The sequence below is a fragment of the Neisseria sp. HMSC055H02 genome (assembly GCF_001813335.1).
GTDB lineage: Bacteria > Pseudomonadota > Gammaproteobacteria > Burkholderiales > Neisseriaceae > Neisseria > Neisseria sicca_C.
This window is the reverse complement of record NZ_KV812094.1, coordinates 64336-83070: the sequence shown is the minus strand read 5'-3', so window position 1 is coordinate 83070 and position 18735 is coordinate 64336. Positions and strand designations below refer to the sequence as shown.

Below are 18735 nucleotides of genomic sequence, written 5' to 3'. Positions count from 1 at the left end.
ATTCAATAGAAAATTTTTTAAGGAGATAAAATATATGTTAGATGAAAATCAGGATGTTACTTCTCAAGACGGCTCAAATACTCAAGAAGTAGAAAATATTAATGATAGCAATATCCACTGGTATGACTCAAAATTGATGAAGGCTTTAGGGGGAGTTGCTATATTAACATCAATTTTTGCTTGCCTATTTTCTCTTTACAACCAATATCATAAAATTCCTTCTTTAGAAGAAGAAAATAAAAAATATCAACAGATAATAAATGAAAAACAAAAACAAATTAATTATCTGACCAGTAATTCAGTAGTTAGCCAATTAAGAAAAGAAAATGGAAACAAGGATAGGGAAATCAAATTACTAGAATCTCAAGTTAGAGAAATTAGAACTTCTAGAGATCAAGCGTTAAACAGAAATAGAGAACTTGAGTCTATTATTACTCAATGGAAATCTGCTCATCAAAATATTGAGAACAATTTGAAAATCTGTAGTCAACAATTACAACAGATAAAAGCCAATGCAGATTTATTAAATATAATTACTTCTCTTCGTAATAAGATAGAACAAAATAATATCAATATTAATAAAAATGGCAATTGGGATAAACCAACCAATATACAAATTGAAACTTGGAGATTAGATAATCAAAGTCTTAATTCAATGATAAAAGATTATCAACAAAAATTAAACTGCCAGCAACCATAGGCATCACAATTTTTAGACAGCCAGCCTTATCACCCCCCAAATGTGCGATCAAAACTCAAGGAGTTTCCCCATGCGCAAACTGCAAAACACGCTCTACATCACCACCCAAGGCAGCTATCTGCATAAGGAGCGGGAAACGTTGGTGGTGGAGCAGGAGCGTAAGAAGGTGGCGCAGTTGCCGGTGCATTCCATCGGGCATATTTTCTGTTTTGGGAATGTGCTGGTGTCGCCGTTTTTGTTGGGGTTTTGCGGTGAAAATAATGTGAATTTGGCGTTCTTTACCGAAAACGGACGTTTCTTGGGGCGGCTTCAGGGGCGGCAGAGCGGCAATGTGCTGCTGCGTCGGGCGCAGTATCGTGTGTCGGAGCAAAGCCCTGTGCCGATTGCGCGCAATATCATCGCGGCGAAGATTCAGGCGAGTAAGCGGGTGCTTCAGCGGCAGATTCGCAATTATGGCGAGAATGCGGCGATTCAAAGTGCAGTCAATTCTTTGAATATTTCGCTGCGGCAGTTGAAGGGCGCGGCGGGGCCGGACGTGGTGCGCGGAATCGAAGGCGATGCGGCGGCGCGTTATTTCAGCGTATTCGGGCAGCTTTTGAGCGAAAAAAGCGGCTTTTCTTTTGACGGGCGAAACCGCCGTCCGCCCAGAGACGGGGTGAATGCGCTGTTGTCGTTTGTGTACAGCATTCTGGGCAAGGACATCAGCGGCGCGCTGCAAGGCGTGGGGCTGGATCCGCAGGTAGGCTTTCTGCACGCCGACCGACCGGGGCGCGACAGTTTGGCGCAGGATATTTTGGAAGAATTCCGCGCATGGTGGGCGGATAGGTTGGTGCTTTCGCTGATTAACCGCGGACAAATCAAACCGCAGGATTTTGTTACCGAGGCAAGCGGCGCGGTAAACTTAAAAGCCGATGCGCGTAAGCTGTTGTTTCAAGCCTTGCAGGCGAAAAAGCAGGAGAAAATCGTGCATCCGTTTTTGGGCGAGGAAGTGGAAATCGGGCTACTGCCGTATATTCAGGCAATGCTGTTGGCGCGACACTTGCGTGGGGATTTGGCGGAATACCCGCCGTTTTTGATGAGATAGGTTTGCAGGCTGCCTGAAAACAGGTCGGATGTTTTCAGATGACCTCTAAAGCAGCCTGCACATGGGAATACAAAATGCTGATGCTCATTACTTACGATATTTCTCTGGAAGACGCGGAAGGACAGGCAAGGCTGCGGCGCGTGGCGAAATTGTGTCTGGACTACGGCGTCCGCGTGCAGTATTCGGTGTTCGAATGCGACATTGCGCCCGACCAATGGGTTGTTTTAAAAGACAAGCTCTTGAAAACCTACAACTCCGAAACCGATAGCCTGCGTTTTTACCATTTAGGCAGCAAATGGCGGCGCAAAGTAGAACATCACGGCGCGAAACCGGCGGTGGATGTGTTTAAGGATACGTTGATTGTGTGAATCGCCAACCCACGGTTCTCATGAAAATGCGGCAGGGTTGGCGAACTGGGATTGTTCTTTAACAATCAGGATATTGCGAATACGAGTGTAACGGGAAAGGCTGTGTTATACTCGCGTTTGCGCCTTTCTTGGGAGCTTAGCGAAATCGGGGCTGCGAAACCTGATGGAGCAAGGCTTTTGAGAGAGGCGCCAGCCCCCTTCGGGCGGCTGTGTGTTGAAACAAAAACGTCCACAGCGTAGGCTGTCAGGACGTCTCAGGTTTCGCTAACCATATGTCGAAACCAGACTGTGTTTTACTGATTTAAACCGTCTTTAACCATTTGCTTCTTGATGGTTATGTCTGAAAAATTATCTGTGGAAGAGGAAATCGTCAATCCATCAAATCTCTGTCTTTCAGACGACTGTAATCGGATTTGTTCTGTTCTGATCAAATCAGATTTTCCAGCTTCGGGCTGTCGGATAAATTTCCAGCTTCAGGCTGTCGGATAAATTTGATGCAATGCAGGGTTTGATTGGCAAGGGGCTGGATAAAAACGGCAGCTTTGTTATAATAAAACTACTGGCAGTTACATACTTTTCTTGGCATTGCGCCGTTTTATTCATATTAACGAAAGAGGAAAATAAAATGTTTCCAGAATATCGCGATTTAATTTCCAAATTAAAACAAGAAGACGCCCACTTCGCCCGTCTGTTTGATGAGCATAATGAATTGGACGATAAGATTACAGGTTTGGTTAATAATCCTGTTACCAGCGGTTCTGAAGAAATTGAGGAGCTGAAAAAAGCCAAATTGAAACTGAAAGATGAGTTGTACGCTCTGTTGCAAAAGGCTTCAGGCAAGTAATCGGGATTTGAATAAGGTCGTCTGAAAACCGGATTGGGGTTTGACGACCTTTTGTTTGTTTAAACAGTTTGAACCAACGCTTCAGGCGACTTGTTCGTGCATTGTGTGAAGGCGGCTTTGCGCAGGGTTTTCTTGAAACCACTTCAATTCGTCACGCAGGGAAACGACTTCGCCGATAACGATCAGTGCGGGACGCGGGGCGTTTTCTGCCAGCGCAGGCAGGTTTTTCAGACGACCTGTCACGACGCTCTGATGCGGAAGCGTGCCGTTGGAGACGATGGCGACGGGTGTGTCGCCGCTGCGTCCGTGCGCCATCAGTTTTTCGGCGGTTTCGGCGGCTTTGAGCGTGCCCATATAGACGACCAGTGTTTGGTTGCTTAGGGCGAGCGTGCGCCAGTCGGGTTGGTGGCCGTCGTGTTTGCTGTGCCCGGTAACGAAGAGTGCGCTTTGGGCGCAGTCGCGGTGTGTCAGGGGGATGCCTGCGTAGGCGGTCGCGCCCAGTGCGGCGGTGATGCCGGGGATGATGCGGTAGGGGATGTTTGCCTGCCGCAGGACTTGGGCTTCTTCGCCGCCGCGCCCGAAAACGAAGGGGTCGCCGCCTTTGAGCCGGACGACGCGCAAACCTTGGCGGGCGTATTCAACAAGAAGGCGGTTGGTTTCTTCTTGTTGGACGTGGTGCGAGCCTGCGTGTTTGCCGACGCTGATTTTGTCCGCGTCCTTGCGCACCATGCTTAAGACGTCGTCTGAAACCAAAGCGTCGTGGAACACGACATCCGCCGCCTGTATCGCCTGTAAAGCGTGCAAGGTGAGCAGTCCGGCATCGCCGGGGCCTGCGCCGACAAGGACGACTTCGCCTTTTGCCGCGCCGAAGCCGTCAAGCTGCGCGGCAAGCTCTGCTTCGGCGGCATCGAGGTTGCCTTGTGCGGCGAGCGCGTTAAAGCGGCTGTCGAACAGGTTTTCCCAAAAACGGCGGCGGTTTGCCGTGCCTTTGATTTTGGCTTTGACCGCGTTGCGCCATTTGCCTGCGAGCGCCGCCATTTGACCGGTGTGCAGCGGGATGAGCGTTTCGATGATTTGCCGCCACTTGCGCGCCAAAACGGGGGCGGTCGCGCCGCTGGAGACGGCGATTTTGAGCGGGCTGCGGTCGATGACGGCGGGGACGGTGAAGGAACACAAATCCGCGGTATCGACGGTGTTGCAGAGTTTCGCCCGCTGCTCCGCCGCTTGGAAGATGCGGCGGTTGAAGGCGTAATCGTCGGTGGCGGCGACGGCGAAAAACACGTCATCCAAATCGTCCTCGTGAAATTCGCTGCCCAGCCATTCGATTTTGCCTTCGTCCGCCCACTTTTGGAAAACGGGGTTGAGTTCGCGGGCGACAACCCTGACCGCAGCCCCTGCCTGCAACAGGCTTTCGGCTTTGCGTTCCGCCACTTTGCCCGCACCCGCCAGCAGGACGGGGCGGCCGTTCAAATCGGCAAACAGGGGATAATGGTTCATGGCGTGTTCTCTTATTAAGCTATCGTGCCGCCCATCTTAAAATCCCGCAGGCTTCGGCGGAAAGAATGGTTTTTGCTTATCTTATCAAATTTGGTTATATGTGCCGTTTCCGTTGCCGCGCGGCAAAGGGGTTGTCTGAAAACGCCAATCCCTTTTCAGACGACCCCGCCAATATAACGAAATCATCTTTGCTTCAAACAAACCATTCTTTCCGTTTTTCAGACGACCTCTTTAGAGTACCGCCTATCCGAGTTTTGCTAAAGAGAACAATATGTCTATTCAAAACCACCACCTAGACTGGCTCGAAGCCGAGTCCATCTACATCATCCGCGAAGTCGTCGCCGAGGCGAAAAATCCCGCGCTGCTGTTTTCCGGCGGCAAGGATTCCGTCGTTTTGCTGGCGCTGGCGGTTAAAGCGTTCAAACTCGAAGGCCGCCCGCTCAAGCTGCCGTTCAAGCTGCTGCATGTCGATACGGGGCACAATTATCCCGAAGTGATTCAGTTTCGCGATGAAACCGTGGCGCGCACGGGCGTGCAACTGGTGGTCGGCAGCGTCGAAGATTCCATCAAAAAAGGCACGGTCGTCCTGCGCCGCGAAACCGATTCGCGCAACGCCGCGCAGGCGGTTACATTGGTGGAAACCATTGAAGAACAAGGCTTTGACGCGCTGATGGGCGGCGCGCGGCGCGATGAGGAAAAAGCGCGGGCGAAGGAGCGGATTTTCTCGTTCCGCGACGAATTCGGACAATGGGACCCGAAAAGCCAGCGTCCCGAACTCTGGTCGCTCTACAATACGCGGCTCTTTAGCGGTGAAAACATGCGCGTATTCCCCATTTCAAACTGGGCGGAACTCGACATCTGGCAATACATCGCCCGCGAAAAACTCGCGCTGCCGCCGATTTATTACAGCCACAAACGCGAAGTCGTCGAACGCGGCGGGCTGCTCGTCCCCGTTACCCCGCTGACGCCGAAACGCGAAGGCGAAGTTTCCCAAATCCGCGACGTGCGCTTCCGTACCGTCGGCGACATTTCCTGCACCTGCCCCGTCGCCAGCACCGCCGCCACGCCCGAAGACATCATCGCCGAAACCGCGGCGGCAACCATTTCCGAGCGCAGCGCCACGCGCATGGATGACCGCGTGTCGGAAGCAGCGATGGAAGAGCGCAAAAAGGCGGGGTATTTTTGAGCGGAGCTGTTGGTGAAATCGGTTTGAGTTGAAACCCAAGCCGATGACTTTGTTCCGAAAATATTGTGCTGAAGAGCGAAAAAAAGGTCGTCTGAAACCTAAATTTGGTTTTTCAGACGACCTTTTTTGTTTACGGCTTTACTGTTTATTCGATGACAACGCGCGCGTTAAGTGGCTGGACGGGGCGGTTGTTGTGCGAGCCGATGGCGCGGGTGAATTTTTCTGCCTGCGCCTGATCAATGTAGTCGTAGGTTTTCAACAGCAGCCACGATACGCCTTCGCTGCACGGCGGCGTGGTCAGTGAGCCGGCAAAGCGGTAGTATTTCAGCCGTTTCGGCAGCAGGGTGCCGGCGTCGAAAGCTTTGTCGAGGTTTACCTTTCCTTCCTTCATCGGCATCACGTTCCATATCGGAGCCAGGCGGTCGTTGGTTTTGCCGGCTTCGTACAATACTGCCAATACCAAAGGCTGGCGGTTTTCGTCCAAGTGGACGAAGTGGGCTTCCATCGGGAAGGTGCGGCCTTTGATTTGGTTTTCACTGGGTACATGGAAATGGAATTGTTTCAGGGTGTAGGTGCGGCCGTTTACGCTGAGGGTATTGCCGCCTTCAGGGTAGTTGACTTGGATGGTGTGGCCGTTGTTTTCCACGTCAACCGCGCTCGGTTTGTAATTGACTTTGATGGCGGGCAGTCTGCCTGAGACGGTTTCGGTAATGTTGACGGGGGATTGGTTTTTGCCTGTGGAACACAAACGGAACTCTTCAGACAGGCTGCCCCAGCTTTCGGGGGAATCGTGTCCGGTGTAGCCCCAATGGGTGTGGTTTCCATGTGCGGCGGCGGAGAATGCTGCGAAGGTGGACAGCAGGAAAACAGTCAGACGAGGCAGCGTGAGGTTCAAGCAGGGCATTGCAATATCCTTTCTGTAAGGAGGAGGGAAAAAAGCATTGCGGTGCGTATGTAGATTATTGTTATTTTTTATTTAACCATAGCCATATTAAATCATTAGGTCAAGCCTTCTTGGGTTAATTCTGTTAAGGCTATGAAGTTAAGGCGAATTCATTTTTTAAAAAACGATATTGTCGTTTGAGGAATGGATAATGATTTGAAATAGAAAACTTCCGTTTTTTATAGTGGATTAAACTTTAAACCAGTACGGCGTTGCCTCGCCTTACCGTACTATCTGTACTGTCTGCGGCTTCGTCGCCTTGTCCTGATTTAAATTTAATCCACTATACACCTTAAAAATTTAAGGAAAGCTGACTCATGCAAAAGGTCGTCTGAAAAACCAAATTCAGGTTTTTTCAGACGACCTTTTTACCTGGTTATTTGTGCAACCCGCATTCTTTGCTGTCCTTGCTTTCCCACCACCAGCGTCCGGCGCGGATGTCTTCGTCTGCTTTGACGGGGCGGGTGCAGGGTTCGCAGCCTATGCTCGGGTAGCCTTGGAAATACAGGGCGTTGAGCGGGACGTCGTAGGCTTGCGCGTATGCCCAGACGTCGCTTTCTTCCCAGTCGAAAATGGGGTTGAACTTGGCGATGTTGCGGCTGTGGTCGGTTTCTTCAAAATCCAATTCGCTGCGTGTTGCCGATTGGCTGCGGCGTTGTCCGGTCAGCCAGGCGGGGGCGTTTTTCAGGGCGCGGTTGAGCGGCTCGATTTTGCGGATGTGGCAGCAACGGCGGCGCAGCTCGACGCTGTCGTACATGGCGGTTGCGCCGAATTCCTGCTCAAACTGCCGCGCGCTTTCGGGATCGGGGTGGAAAACTTCCAGCTCGGTTTGGTAACGGACGTTGACGGCGGTAATCAGGGAGGCGGTTTCGGGATTGAGCTTGCCTGTGTCGAGGGTGATGATGCGCAGGGGGAGTTTCAGGCGGTAGATGGCGTCGGTAACGATCATGTCTTCGACGGCAAGGCTGGAGGCGAAAACGGCTTGCGGATAGCGGCGGGCGATGTGTTTGAGGCGGGTTTCGAGCGTGGTGGTCAACTCGGGCAGCCGGCGCCGTTCGGCTTCGCCTGTCGTCGGGATGCGCCAAAGCTGGGGGCGGAAGAGGGACATGGTTGGCTTGTTCCTTGGTTCTTGTTTTCAGACGACCCCTCTTGCGGCAAAGGGGTCGTCTGAAAGTTTGTACGGAACATTATTGTCGGGCGGTCTTGCGTGAAGGGGAAAGAATGCTTTTCTATTTCTTTATAACCAAAGCGATTGCTGCTGGTCTTTCGGCACGAGGTGGTTCACGCCTATGCCGATCAGGCGGAAAGCGTCTTCGCGCTGGGGCGGCACGCGCTGCATCAGGGTTTGCGCGGCGCAAAGCAGGGCGTCGGTGTCGGGCAGGACGGAAGAGTAGGTCAGGGAGCGGGTGATGATGCGGAAATCATGAGTTTTCAGCTTGAGGGTTACGCCTTTGGCTTCGACATTTTTGCGTGCGATTTGCCGCCACAAGTCTTCGGCAAGATGGGGCAGATGTCCTGCTGCCTGTTCGAGCGACAGGTCTTCGGGCAGGGTGATTTCGGTGGAGATTTGGAGTCGTTCGCGTTCGGCTTTGACGGGGCGTTCGTCCGTACCGCGCGCCAAATCATAGAGGCGGTAGCCGTAGCGTCCGAAATGGTTTAAAAGTTCGCCGCGCTCGAAACGGCGCAAATCACCCGCCGTCTGCATACCCAGCGACTGCATTTTTTTCAGCGTGACCTTGCCCACGCCGGGGATTTTGCCCAAGGGCAGGGTTTCCAAAAATGCCATGACTTTGTGCGGTGGCAGGACGAATTGCCCGTTCGGCTTGCGCCAGTCCGACGCGATTTTCGCCAAAAATTTGTTCGGCGCGACGCCAGCGGAGGCAGTCAGACCGGTTTCCGCAAAAATGGCGGCGCGGATTTCTTTGGCAACTTCGCTGGCGTATGGGATGTTTTTGAAATTACGGGTCACGTCAAGATAGGCTTCGTCCAGCGACAGGGGTTCGATTAAATCAGTATAGCGCCTGAATACGGCATGAATCTGCGCGGAAATCTGACGGTACAAATCGAAATGCGGCGGCACATACACCGCTTGCGGACACAGCCTTTTCGCCGTCGCCACCGACATCGCGGAATGCAGCCCAAACTGCCGCGCTTCATACGATGCGGCGCAAATCACCGAACGCGCGCCTTCCCACGCCACGACCACGGGCAGCCCTTTCAAATGCGGCTGCTCGCGCAGTTCTACCGATGCGTAGAACGCGTCCATGTCGATATGGATGATTTTGCGCTGGGACATTGAAGATGGTTATGAAGAAAAAAGAGACGGGTATTTTAGCGGAAAACGATAGGCAAAGGTCGTCTGAAACCGGTTTCAGACGACCTTTGCTGGTTTATTTGATTTGATAGTCTAAAACGAAACGCGCCGCATCATCTTGAGCCAGAATTTCCGTCAGCTTGGGCAGCGTATCCGCCAATTTTTTTGCCAGCAGATAGGGCGGATTGACGATGAACATCCCGCTGCCGTGCATACCGAAACCGTCTTCGCGAGGTTTGTGGACATAAAGCTCGGCTTGAAGGTAATTTTCGGGCATGAGTTTTTTCAACTGTTCCGGCAGCTTGCGGCTCTCTTCGCGGCTCAAGCAGGGATACCAAACCAGATAACAGCCCGACTCGAAACGTTTGAGCGCGTCTTGCAGGGTTTGGACAACGCGGCGGTAATCCTGTTTTTCTTCATAGGGTGGGTCGATCAGTACCACGGCGCGGCGCGGCGGCGGGGGAAGCAGCGAAATCAGTCCGCGATAACCGTCGGTCTGCGTGATTTGCCCGCGTTTGCCCAGACGGGCTTCTTTCATGTTGTTTTGCAAATGCGCAAAATCGGCAGGATGAAGCTCGAATAGGCGAAGTTTGTCGCATTCTCGGGTGAGAAAGCGGGCAAGCCAGGGCGAGCCGCAGTAGAGGTTTTCATCGGGCAGGATTTCTTTCAGACGACCGGTAAAGTCGGACAAATCCGAGGGCAGCGCATCTGCTTGAAGCAGCCGTGCAATCCCCTGCCGGTATTCGCCGACCTTCTGCGCCTGCTCGCCGCGCAAATCGTATAAACCCGCGCCGCTGTGGGTGTCGATATACCAATATGGTTTGTCTTTGAGGTTGAAATATTCCAGCGTAAGGAACAGGGTGAAATGTTTGAGCATATCGGCGTGGTTGCCGGCATGGAAGGCGTGGCGGTAGCTGAGCATGGCAGGGGTCGTCTGAAAACAGGGAAGGGCGATTATATCCGCAAATGCGGCTGGGCTGTTGCCGGGCTTTCAGACGACTTGGGGATTGCGCTGGAAGTAAACCGTCCCGACAGGCTGCCGTCGCGGAAATTTTTGTTTTGTCCGATATAATACAAGTCGTCTGAAAACCGGATTTCAGTTTTCAGACGACCTTTTTTCAATACGGGAAACGATGATGGCTGAGAATACCGCCGATGATTTGAACCTTGCCGCCGCTCAAGCAGCGGGGCGTTTACTGGAGCGTTGCGTACCGGAGCATGTTGCGGTGCTGGCGCCGTATGTGCTGCGGCTATTTACGGCTTTGCAGAACGGGCATTCGTTTGTTTGGCTGGATGAGGGCGAGGCGGAGGAATTGGCGGAATTGGCGCCGACGGTCGGGCAGGGCGCGTCGCCATTGGTATTGCAGGGCAGAAAGTTGTTTTTGGGGCGGATGTGGCAGCTCGAGCATGATTTGGCGGCTGAAATCGAGCGTTTGGCAGAAGCGGAAGTCGAGCCTGTGGATTGGATGAGCGCGTCGCAAAACTTGTCTTGCTGGTTTGCCGATAAAGGAAGCGAAGGCCAGCGGGATGCGGCGGGGCTTGCCTTGCTCCAGGCGTTTATGCTGATTACGGGCGGACCGGGTACGGGTAAAACGACGACGGTGGCAAAACTTTTGGGGCTGATTTGCACCAACTCTGCCACGCGCCTGCCGCGTATCGCGCTGGCGGCTCCGACGGGCAAGGCGGCGGCGCATATGGCGCGCGCGCTGCATCGGGCGGTGGACGGTTTCGAGATGCCGGAGGCGGTGCGCAATCATTTGTCCGCGCTGGAAGGACAGACGGTCCACCGCCTTTTGAAACTGCGTCCGCCGCAAATGCTGCCTGCGTTTGACGGCAACCGTCCGCTGCCTTTGGATGTATTGGTGGTGGATGAGGCTTCGATGTTGGATGTTTCCCTGCTGCTTCACTTGCTGCGTGCGATTCCGTCGGGCTGCCGCGTGATTTTTTTGGGCGACGAGTTCCAACTGCCTTCCGTCGGCGTCGGCGCGGTATTGGCGGCATTGTCGAGACGAACGGTTTTGGATAAGGATACGGCGGAGCAGCTGAGTATTTATTTGCCGGAACACGGTTTCCCTGTGGAAGAAAATCCGCCGGCTTTGTCGCAAAACGTCGCGCAACTGACGGTCAGCCACCGTTTCGGCGCAGACAGCGGCATCGGTTGTTTGGCGAGGGCTGTCGTATCGGGTAAAAGCGCGGAAGGTTGGGCGCAGTTTGCCTTGTTCCCCGACGAGCTGGAAATCCGCGAGGGTCGTCTGAAACAGCAGGCGGAGCTGCTTTACCGCAAACACGAAAAATACTGGCAGGCAGTCGATAAAAACGACGTGGCGCTGGCGTTCGGACACGCGGCGGATGTGGTCGTTTTGGCGGCATGGCGGCAGGACGCGGAGGCGTTCAACGAAGAGTATTGCCGTTATCTGCAACGCAAACATCGAGCGGGCGCGGATACTCCGTGGTTTGCGGGGCAAATTATCATGATTGCGCGCAACGACTATACGCTGGAAGTGTTCAACGGCGACATCGGGCTGATTATGCCCGACGCGGAATCGGCAAATGGTTTGGCGGCGTATTTTCCGAATGCGGACGGTTTCAAAAAAATCGCCATCAGCCGCCTGCCACAGTTTGAGTCCGCGTTCGCCATGACCGTGCATAAAAGCCAAGGTTCGGAATACCGGGAAGTGTGGCTGCTGCCGCCGTCGGGAAAGATAGAGCAGGGTGGAGATGACGCGCTGTCGGGCTTAAACAACGCGCTGCTTTACACCGCCATCACCCGCGCGCGGGAACGCTTCATTTTTTGGGGAAATGAAGAACAATGGCGGATGGCGGTGGAGACCCGAAAAAACCGCCGCACGGCGTTGGGCGAAATCTTGGATACCATGTTCGGATCGAAAGCTTGAATAAAACCCTAAAGGTCGTCTGAAAACGGTACTGATGCTGCCGGAAGTTTTCAGACGACCTTTTTCTATTGATATGTATCAAAATCAGCGTTTGGAATTAAGCATAATACTCTAAATCTTCTTGACGGTTTACGCCGTCTTTCATAGGATTGAAGCCGTTCGATTACAAAAATTAGTAAATTCCTAACAAATATTGATTGGGAATTTTTCATTAAAAATACCTTTTACTACTCAATCGGAGCTTGGCATGAACATCCAAAAAAACTTTGCCGTTGTATGCGCTGCCTTGGCAGCATCACCTTTCGCATTTGCAGAAACCGCCGACGCTGAGCGTGATGCCGCCGCGTTGGCGACGACAAGCGATTACGTCAATTCAGGCAGCGTCATCCGCAAAGACGAAGACAAAATCAGCATTTTCAATGATTTGCTGACCGTAAACGGCTCATTCCGCGTCCGGGCCGACACCAAAGACATCAATGCCAACAACAGCAGCACCAATCCCACGCCCGAAGCCTCCAACACCAATTTCAACGCCGAATTCTGGTTGCGCGCCAAGCTTTATAAAGACTGGAAACTGGTTACCCAAATCGAACCCAACATCGACTTGAAAACCGGTAAATTCAACGGCGACCACGATGTTCCGGTGAACAAACTGTATGCCGAAGGCTCGATTACCGAAGGCATCAAAGCCCGCGTCGGTAAATTCGGCGCATTCTCTTCCTACGGCCGTGTCTGGGATACCGCAGTAACCGGCGGCGAAATCTTCTTCGACAACAAAACCCTGCCCACCAAAATTTACGCAGGCCGCTTTACCGGCAACCTCAACGACAACGTATGGGGCATAGGCGGCCGCCGCAAACATTTCGCCGCCGTACAAAGCAGCCTGCCGATTAACGAAAACATCAACGTCGGCGCAACCGTCAGCTACATGAAAGACATAGACGTACGCGGCGCGAAGAAAAACGCCGTCTTCGGCGAAATCGGTACGGATGTTAAATTCAACGACGATTGGCGTTGGATGGCGGCGGTCAGCAAGTCCAACATCAAAGCCTATAACGACGCAGGACAAAAAATCAAAAACGACGGCGTGTTTACCGAAGTCCGCTATAAACTTGCCGACTGGAAAGTCCGCAATTCCTACGATACCTTCCTGAACTACCGCCGCGTGGGCGCACTTTCGGGTGTGTCTTCGGTCGAGGATTACAGCAAAAACGTACAAGGCGTACAAATCGGCGCAACTTATATTCCTTGGAAAAACTGGAAAGTATCAGGCTTTTACTTGGCGGGTAAACAAGTTACCCCGACTGCCGGTACCAGCAAACAAGACGTAAACGTTTTACGCGGTCAGGTGGAATACAAATTCTAAGCCGTTTGGATAAAAGCTTTGTAAAAACGAAAAAACAGGCAGGGGAAAACCTGCCTGTTTTGGTTGGGATAAGATTTCAGACAACCTGTACCTGTTTTTCTGATACAGGTCGTCTGAAAAGTGTGATTCCACCAAGACGAACTTCAAATCCTACCAGCTGTCTCGCTTCATGCGGTCGAGTTGGCGGCGGTCGCGTTTGGTCGGCCTGCCGTCGGGGTACGCCGCGCTGATGCGGCTTGCTTGGTCGAGCTGTTTTTGCGCTTCGCGTTCGGCGGCGGTTTTCATGTCTTCTTCGTAAAGCCGGCGCGCTTCGGGGGCGGGACGGCGTTGGTGGTTGAGTGCCAATACTTTGATTTTGTAAGGCAGCGAATTGAGCGTCAGGTCGATGATGTCGCCCGCGCTGATGTTTTTGCTGTTTTTGACTTTGGTGCCGTTGACCTGAACCCTGCCCAATTCGATATGTTTTTGAGCCAGCGCGCGGGTTTTGAAAAAGCGCGCGGCCCAAAGCCATTTGTCTAGCCGCATCGCCGTATTATCGTGTTCGTTTTTCATAGTCTGTTTGAAATGATTGAACTGAATGGAAGTTTATCATAAGATACGGCACTTCATTTGTTTAGTGCAGATATACTATATCGTTTGTAAAAGGTCGTCTGAAAAGGCATCCGCCCGATTATCTGCCGTTTTGCACGGCATATCCTCAATGAGAAATGCTGCCAAATATGCCTGATTGGCGTATGATAGCGGCAGCGTCCCTACCGAGAGCTTCACCCTATGAAACCAGTTTTTTTGGATTTTGAACAACCCATCGCCGAATTAACCAATAAAATCGAAGAGCTGCGCTTTGTGCAGGGCGAATCCGCCGTCGATATTTCCGATGAAATCGCCAGATTGCAGAAGAAAAGCAACGACTTGACCAAATCGATTTTCAATAAGCTGACGCCCGCTCAGATTTCGCAGGTTTCACGCCATCCCCAACGTCCTTACACTTTAGATTACATTCAAGCCATTTTCACCGATTTTGAAGAGTTGCACGGCGACCGCCATTATTCAGACGACCATGCCATCGTCGGTGGTTTGGCGCGCTTCAATGGACAAAGTGTGATGGTTATCGGCCATCAAAAAGGCCGCGACACCAAAGAAAAAATCCGCCGCAATTTCGGTATGCCGCGTCCCGAAGGCTACCGCAAAGCATTGCGCCTGATGCAGACCGCCGAAAAATTCAATATTCCCGTGATGACTTTTGTCGATACGCCGGGCGCGTATCCGGGCATCGGCGCGGAAGAGCGCGGTCAGTCCGAAGCCATCGGACGCAACCTGTACGAATTGACCCGCCTGCGTGTGCCGGTTTTGTGTACCATCATCGGCGAGGGCGGCTCCGGCGGCGCGCTTGCGATTGCGGTCGGCGATTACGTCAACATGCTGCAATATTCGACTTACTCGGTTATTTCTCCGGAAGGCTGCGCGTCCATTCTGTGGAAAACCGCCGAAAAAGCGGCAGATGCCGCACAAGCCTTAGGCATTACCGCCAAACGCCTGCAAGAACTGGATTTGATCGATAGCGTGATCAGCGAGCCTTTGGGCGGCGCACACCGCGATTTTGAAACGACCATGAAAAACGTCAAAACGGTGTTGGAAACCGAGTTGCACGAGGCGCAAAATATGCCGATGGCGGATTTGTTGTCCCGCCGTTTTGACCGGATTATGGCTTACGGCAAGTTTACGGATAAGTAAACAATTAATGTGCAGAAAAGCAGGCAGAAGCCCCCCCTGCCTGTTTTTTCATTTCTAAGAACTTGCCTTGCCGACAAAGCATAGATTACGCCATATGAACCCGACGTCGTCTGAAAACCTTCCGCCTCAATGCCGCAGTTTGTTGGAAACCCTGCGTCTTTCGGCGCGTTCGCTTCCGGATGGTTGCATGGTAACGGTTGGATTGAGCGGCGGTTTGGATTCGGTGGTGTTGCTGCATATGCTGGTGTGTTTGCGGGAAGAGCTTGGATTGGACGTACACGCTTTACATGTTCATCATGGATTGAGCTGCAATGCGGATGACTGGCTGGGGTTTTGCACACGCTTATGCCAAGAATGGAATGTGCCGTTCAGAAGCGTAAAAGTTGAAGTCAAAAAAGACGGCTTGGGAATCGAAGCCGCCGCACGGAAAGCGCGTTATCAGGCGTTTTCAGACGACCCCTCCGGCATCATCGCGTTGGCGCACCATCAGGATGACCAAATTGAAACATTCATGCTCGCGGCGGTTCGCGGCGGCGGTATTAAAGCACTTGCCGCCATGCCACAATGGCGCAAGCTGGATGAGGGAACGCAAATTTGGCGGCCGCTGCTGACGTTTTCCCGAAAAGAATTGGAAAACTACGCCGTTGCCTGCAATCTGCCGAACATCGAAGATGAAAGTAACGCCGATACAGCTTTTTTAAGAAATTGGATGCGTTACGAGGCGTTGCCGGTTTGGCGGGAGCGCATTCCGAATTTTGACCGTCATGTGTGTGCCAACATCCGTTCTTTGCAAACCGATTTGGCGATTTTAGACGAAGTTGTCGAAGCGGATTATCAGACGGTTTGCCAAAGCGGGCGTTTCCAAGTCAGCCGTTGGCAGACATTCAGCGAGGCGCGCCGCAGCCGGATTCTTTGGCGGTTTTTTAAAGAGAATGGGATTGTGGAAAGTTCTCCGAGAAAACTGGCGGATTTCGCGCGGATACTGTTGGAAGCAGAAACTGCACAATGGCAGTTCGGCGAAACATCGGTATGTTTATACCGGGATTTTTTATTCATATTGAAACAAAACCAGTTTGCGGACGCGGATTGGATAAAGGGAAAAGAAGTCAGAGGTCGTCTGAAAGATATTCTCCAAGAAAACGGCTTTTTTCTGGTGCCGCACCGCAACGGATTGCCGGAATCGGTCTTGGAAGAAGAAGGAATCATTCGGACGGCGGGCAGTGATGATATGATGAATGTAGGTTTTTTGTATAAAAACGTTAAGAAAGTGTTGCAAGAAAACCATATTGTACCGTTCGTCAGAAAATGCTGGCCGATTATCACAAATACTGACGGAAACTGCATTGCTATTGTTAACCTTACGGTAAGCCACGATTTTCAAGGGTTTGACGGTTTTTTACCGGTTTACGGAAAATTTTTGAGATATAAATGGAACTAAATACGGCGGCAGTTGTCTTTAACTGGCACGGCACGCTTTACTATTTTATAGCTTATAATGCAGTTATTATAAAAGGTAAGATATGAATGATCGCCAGATTGATCAGGCCTTGGTAGAGCGCGCGCAGAAGGGCGAACAAAAAGCATTCGAGTTGCTGATGTCCAAATATCAGCGTCGGCTCATTCGATTGATTTCCCGTTTTGTCAAAGACGAACACGAAGTCAATGATGTGGCGCAAGAGGCAATGATCAGGGCTTATCGGGCTTTACCGAATTTTCGAGGACACAGCGCTTTTTATACTTGGTTGTATCGGATTGCGATCAATACTGCCAAGAACTTCTTGGTAACCTCAGGGAAACTGCCCTTTGTCAGTGCAGAGACCGCCAATGAAGACGGCGATATTCTGGATTTGTCGGACCAGATTGCGGATTACCATACGCCGGAAGCTGAAATGATAAATAGGGAAATTCTGCAAACAGTAGAGTTGACGATTTCACATTTGCCCGAAGACTTACGAAAAGCCATCACCCTGCGTGAAATGGAAGGTTTGTCTTATGAAGAAATAGCCAAGATTATGGATTGTCCGATAGGGACCGTTCGATCCCGTATTTTCAGGGCGCGGGAAGTCATAGCAAAAGATTTGAGGCCGTTGTTGGAAACCTCTGGAAATCAAAGATGGTAAAAAACAGATTTATAGATTAGATGGGACAATGAAATGGTGACGACAATGAATACAACAAGAGAATATGTTTCCATGCTGATGGATAGCAATCAAATAAATGATGAAATGCTTGACCGTCTTTTGTCAGAAGATGCTGCTGCAGAAGCATGGTACGAATACCATCTGTTGGGCGATTGCATGCGTTACAAAGCAGGCGCAGGACGTGATGCTGACTTTATGCAAAGCGCAGCATTTACCGCTACGCTTGCCGAAATCAGTGAAGAACACAAGCAACGTTATGAAGCCGAAGTTGCCGCTGTGCTGCCTGTTAAGGACGTTCAAGCTGCGAACAACTCGTTCTTCAATTATTTTGCCGTTGCCGCCAGCGTGGTTGCCGTTGCCGTTGCCGTATGGCAATTCGGTCCGCAAGTGAGGGACGATTCGTCAGGCATGGTGGCGGAAAAAGCTGTTGACACCAAAAACCAGCAGAAACATATTGTTCCCGTAGCTGCTAATCCGACAGTAAAAAATGCTTCAGATACTGTGGTACTGCCTGATTCTGTAAAGAATGAAAAGGGTGTGAGTCAGACTACGGTTCGAACTGAAGTGCAGATTCAACAGGACTCCGCCGTTCATTAAATTGAATAGAGATACAGAAAATTGCATAGAGATGCAGATTTTCATCTGGCAGAAAAATCCCTTCCCGAGCTATTCCGGCAGGGATTTTATTTTTGAACGGATGTATCTTGAGGTCGTCTGAAAAAGCGGGTTGAACAAAGTCGGACGGTATTGCGCTGTATCCTTTTTATTTGAATCCGCTATATAATGCGGCACATGAAATTGATTACCTCCGCGCAAAACGAGCAACTCAAGCATTTGTCCAAGCTGCTGACACAATCTAAAGCACGCCGTGAATACGGGCAAACCGTGTTGGAAGGCGTGCATCTTTTGCAGGTCTATTTAGAGGCGGGATACACGCCCAAACAAGTGTATTTGCCCGAAAGTAAAAACACGCATCCTGAAATCCGAAATTTAATCAGCAGCTTGGACGAAGATTGTATTACTTGGGTCGGAAACGAAGCCTTGTCTAAAATCACCAGTTTGAACGATGCCGACGATGTGATGACTTGGATAGAGATTCCGCCGCAAGGGGATTTGCCTTTAAGCGGCGACTGCGTGGTGTTGGACAGGCTGCAAGACCCGGGCAATGTCGGTACGGTTTTACGCAGCGCGGCAGCTTCGGGCATCAGGCAGATTGTGTTAGGTAATGACTGTGTCGATATTTGGTCGCCCAAGGTATTGCGTGCGGGTATGGGGGCGCATTTTCTGCTGGACATATACAGCCGCGTTTTTCTACCGCATTGGCTGGATACTTATCAGGACAAAATATGGGCGACCGCTTTGGACGGGCGCAATCCTTCCGACTTGTACCAACTGGATTTAAATGCTCCTTGCGCCTGGGTTTTCGGCAATGAAGGCAGCGGCGTGAGTCGGGAAATTTTAGAAAAAGTCGACGGCAGCGTCAGAATCCCGATGTTGGGACAGACCGAGTCGTTAAACGTCGCCATGGCGGCAACGGTATGCCTCTTCGAGCAAATGCGCCAACGCATTGCGTAAGCACTTTCAGACGACCGGTCCGTTTGGTAAAAAACTGATTAAGGTCGTCTGAAAACCTTATCTTCTGCAAGCTCAAAACACCAAACCGGCGG

19 protein-coding genes are annotated in these 18735 nt (G+C 51.5%); 13 read left to right on the top strand and 6 right to left on the bottom strand.

The annotated features are described in order from the left end of the window. Positions 1 to 34 precede the first annotated feature (34 nt). The 4 genes from HMPREF2907_RS06115 to HMPREF2907_RS06100 all read left to right on the top strand — a co-directional run bounded on the left by HMPREF2907_RS06115 (position 35) and on the right by HMPREF2907_RS06100 (position 2996). Positions 35 to 700 (top strand): hypothetical protein, encoded by a 666-nt coding sequence (locus HMPREF2907_RS06115; protein ID WP_070681198.1) that lies wholly within the window; start codon positions 35 to 37, stop codon positions 698 to 700. A gap of 70 nt (positions 701 to 770) precedes the next feature. After that, positions 771 to 1784 carry a type I-C CRISPR-associated endonuclease Cas1c gene (gene cas1c, locus HMPREF2907_RS06110; RefSeq protein WP_070681194.1) on the top strand — a complete coding sequence of 338 codons (1014 nt, stop codon included), beginning with the start codon at positions 771 to 773 and terminating at the stop codon, positions 1782 to 1784. A 74-nt stretch (positions 1785 to 1858) separates the two neighbouring features. Further along, a complete protein-coding gene (gene cas2, locus HMPREF2907_RS06105) occupies positions 1859 to 2152 on the top strand; it encodes a CRISPR-associated endonuclease Cas2 (RefSeq protein ID WP_070681268.1) in 294 nt (97 codons plus the stop codon). Between the two features lie 625 nt (positions 2153 to 2777). Beyond that, a complete protein-coding gene (locus HMPREF2907_RS06100) occupies positions 2778 to 2996 on the top strand; it encodes an HP1242/YdcH family protein (protein WP_039855760.1) in 219 nt (72 codons plus the stop codon). A gap of 81 nt (positions 2997 to 3077) precedes the next feature. Here the strand turns inward: HMPREF2907_RS06100 and cysG are convergent, their stop codons facing one another. After that, positions 3078 to 4493, bottom strand: coding sequence for a siroheme synthase CysG (gene cysG, locus HMPREF2907_RS06095; RefSeq protein WP_070681191.1), 1416 nt, complete (start codon positions 4491 to 4493; stop codon positions 3078 to 3080). A gap of 271 nt (positions 4494 to 4764) precedes the next feature. Between cysG and cysD the strand changes: the two genes are divergently transcribed. After that, complete coding sequence (cysD, locus tag HMPREF2907_RS06090) at positions 4765 to 5679, top strand: sulfate adenylyltransferase subunit CysD (protein ID WP_070681188.1); 915 nt, start codon at positions 4765 to 4767, stop codon at positions 5677 to 5679. Positions 5680 to 5824: 145 nt separating this feature from the next. Here cysD and cah read toward each other — a convergent pair whose 3' ends face one another. The 4 genes from cah to HMPREF2907_RS06070 form a co-directional block, all read right to left on the bottom strand. Beyond that, a complete protein-coding gene (cah, locus tag HMPREF2907_RS06085; protein ID WP_070681185.1) occupies positions 5825 to 6583 on the bottom strand; it encodes a carbonic anhydrase in 759 nt (252 codons plus the stop codon). Between the two features lie 415 nt (positions 6584 to 6998). Continuing rightward, the gene (locus tag HMPREF2907_RS06080) at positions 6999 to 7730 is read right to left on the bottom strand and encodes a phosphoadenylyl-sulfate reductase (RefSeq protein WP_070681182.1); all 732 of its coding nucleotides are present in this window, start codon (positions 7728 to 7730) and stop codon (positions 6999 to 7001) included. Between the two features lie 129 nt (positions 7731 to 7859). After that, positions 7860 to 8918, bottom strand: coding sequence for a DNA polymerase IV (gene dinB / locus HMPREF2907_RS06075; protein WP_070681179.1), 1059 nt, complete (start codon positions 8916 to 8918; stop codon positions 7860 to 7862). Between the two features lie 94 nt (positions 8919 to 9012). Next, positions 9013 to 9858 (bottom strand): 23S rRNA (adenine(2030)-N(6))-methyltransferase RlmJ, encoded by an 846-nt coding sequence (locus HMPREF2907_RS06070; protein WP_070681176.1) that lies wholly within the window; start codon positions 9856 to 9858, stop codon positions 9013 to 9015. On the opposite strand from HMPREF2907_RS06070, the gene HMPREF2907_RS12540 reads away from it, so the two are divergent. The 3 genes from HMPREF2907_RS12540 (at position 9802) to HMPREF2907_RS06060 (ending at position 13196) form a co-directional block, all read left to right on the top strand. Continuing rightward, positions 9802 to 10008 (top strand): hypothetical protein, encoded by a 207-nt coding sequence (locus tag HMPREF2907_RS12540; protein ID WP_141754414.1) that lies wholly within the window; start codon positions 9802 to 9804, stop codon positions 10006 to 10008. The two genes, HMPREF2907_RS06070 and HMPREF2907_RS12540, sit on opposite strands and share 57 nt — an antisense overlap. Before the next feature lie 64 nt (positions 10009 to 10072). Next, positions 10073 to 11830 carry an exodeoxyribonuclease V subunit alpha gene (gene recD / locus HMPREF2907_RS06065; protein WP_070681173.1) on the top strand — a complete coding sequence of 586 codons (1758 nt, stop codon included), beginning with the start codon at positions 10073 to 10075 and terminating at the stop codon, positions 11828 to 11830. A gap of 247 nt (positions 11831 to 12077) precedes the next feature. Beyond that, positions 12078 to 13196, top strand: coding sequence for a hypothetical protein (locus HMPREF2907_RS06060; protein ID WP_070681170.1), 1119 nt, complete (start codon positions 12078 to 12080; stop codon positions 13194 to 13196). A 150-nt stretch (positions 13197 to 13346) separates the two neighbouring features. Here HMPREF2907_RS06060 and HMPREF2907_RS06055 read toward each other — a convergent pair whose 3' ends face one another. Then, positions 13347 to 13748 (bottom strand): RNA-binding S4 domain-containing protein, encoded by a 402-nt coding sequence (locus HMPREF2907_RS06055; protein WP_070613056.1) that lies wholly within the window; start codon positions 13746 to 13748, stop codon positions 13347 to 13349. 219 nt (positions 13749 to 13967) lie between these two features. Between HMPREF2907_RS06055 and HMPREF2907_RS06050 the strand changes: the two genes are divergently transcribed. The 5 genes from HMPREF2907_RS06050 (at position 13968) to HMPREF2907_RS06030 (ending at position 18643) form a co-directional block, all read left to right on the top strand. Next, complete coding sequence (locus HMPREF2907_RS06050) at positions 13968 to 14927, top strand: acetyl-CoA carboxylase carboxyltransferase subunit alpha (RefSeq protein WP_070681167.1); 960 nt, start codon at positions 13968 to 13970, stop codon at positions 14925 to 14927. Positions 14928 to 15021: 94 nt separating this feature from the next. Further along, positions 15022 to 16365, top strand: coding sequence for a tRNA lysidine(34) synthetase TilS (tilS, locus tag HMPREF2907_RS06045; RefSeq protein ID WP_070681163.1), 1344 nt, complete (start codon positions 15022 to 15024; stop codon positions 16363 to 16365). A gap of 82 nt (positions 16366 to 16447) precedes the next feature. Beyond that, positions 16448 to 17047, top strand: coding sequence for an RNA polymerase sigma factor RpoE (gene rpoE, locus HMPREF2907_RS06040; protein ID WP_070681159.1), 600 nt, complete (start codon positions 16448 to 16450; stop codon positions 17045 to 17047). Between the two features lie 45 nt (positions 17048 to 17092). Beyond that, complete coding sequence (locus tag HMPREF2907_RS06035) at positions 17093 to 17665, top strand: sigma-E factor negative regulatory protein (protein ID WP_318259023.1); 573 nt, start codon at positions 17093 to 17095, stop codon at positions 17663 to 17665. Between the two features lie 195 nt (positions 17666 to 17860). Next, positions 17861 to 18643 carry a TrmH family RNA methyltransferase gene (locus HMPREF2907_RS06030; RefSeq protein WP_070681265.1) on the top strand — a complete coding sequence of 261 codons (783 nt, stop codon included), beginning with the start codon at positions 17861 to 17863 and terminating at the stop codon, positions 18641 to 18643. Positions 18644 to 18735: the final 92 nt, after the last annotated feature.

Excerpts from the sequence above, each read along its gene's own strand:
- HMPREF2907_RS06035 (WP_318259023.1), top strand. The coding sequence starts at position 17,093 with ATGAATACAACAAGAGAATATGTTTCCATGCTGATGGATAGCAATCAA.
- recD (WP_070681173.1), top strand. The coding sequence starts at position 10,073 with ATGGCTGAGAATACCGCCGATGATTTGAACCTTGCCGCCGCTCAAGCA.
- HMPREF2907_RS06060 (WP_070681170.1), top strand. The coding sequence starts at position 12,078 with ATGAACATCCAAAAAAACTTTGCCGTTGTATGCGCTGCCTTGGCAGCA.
- HMPREF2907_RS06115 (WP_070681198.1), top strand. The coding sequence starts at position 35 with ATGTTAGATGAAAATCAGGATGTTACTTCTCAAGACGGCTCAAATACT.
- cas2 (WP_070681268.1), top strand. The coding sequence starts at position 1,859 with ATGCTGATGCTCATTACTTACGATATTTCTCTGGAAGACGCGGAAGGA.
- tilS (WP_070681163.1), top strand. The coding sequence starts at position 15,022 with ATGAACCCGACGTCGTCTGAAAACCTTCCGCCTCAATGCCGCAGTTTG.
- rpoE (WP_070681159.1), top strand. The coding sequence starts at position 16,448 with ATGAATGATCGCCAGATTGATCAGGCCTTGGTAGAGCGCGCGCAGAAG.
- HMPREF2907_RS06070 (WP_070681176.1), bottom strand. The coding sequence starts at position 9,858 with ATGCTCAGCTACCGCCACGCCTTCCATGCCGGCAACCACGCCGATATG.
- cysG (WP_070681191.1), bottom strand. The coding sequence starts at position 4,493 with ATGAACCATTATCCCCTGTTTGCCGATTTGAACGGCCGCCCCGTCCTG.
- HMPREF2907_RS12540 (WP_141754414.1), top strand. The coding sequence starts at position 9,802 with ATGTTTGAGCATATCGGCGTGGTTGCCGGCATGGAAGGCGTGGCGGTA.
- cas1c (WP_070681194.1), top strand. The coding sequence starts at position 771 with ATGCGCAAACTGCAAAACACGCTCTACATCACCACCCAAGGCAGCTAT.
- cah (WP_070681185.1), bottom strand. The coding sequence starts at position 6,583 with ATGCCCTGCTTGAACCTCACGCTGCCTCGTCTGACTGTTTTCCTGCTG.
- HMPREF2907_RS06100 (WP_039855760.1), top strand. The coding sequence starts at position 2,778 with ATGTTTCCAGAATATCGCGATTTAATTTCCAAATTAAAACAAGAAGAC.
- HMPREF2907_RS06050 (WP_070681167.1), top strand. The coding sequence starts at position 13,968 with ATGAAACCAGTTTTTTTGGATTTTGAACAACCCATCGCCGAATTAACC.
- cysD (WP_070681188.1), top strand. The coding sequence starts at position 4,765 with ATGTCTATTCAAAACCACCACCTAGACTGGCTCGAAGCCGAGTCCATC.
- dinB (WP_070681179.1), bottom strand. The coding sequence starts at position 8,918 with ATGTCCCAGCGCAAAATCATCCATATCGACATGGACGCGTTCTACGCA.
- HMPREF2907_RS06030 (WP_070681265.1), top strand. The coding sequence starts at position 17,861 with ATGAAATTGATTACCTCCGCGCAAAACGAGCAACTCAAGCATTTGTCC.
- HMPREF2907_RS06080 (WP_070681182.1), bottom strand. The coding sequence starts at position 7,730 with ATGTCCCTCTTCCGCCCCCAGCTTTGGCGCATCCCGACGACAGGCGAA.
- HMPREF2907_RS06055 (WP_070613056.1), bottom strand. The coding sequence starts at position 13,748 with ATGAAAAACGAACACGATAATACGGCGATGCGGCTAGACAAATGGCTT.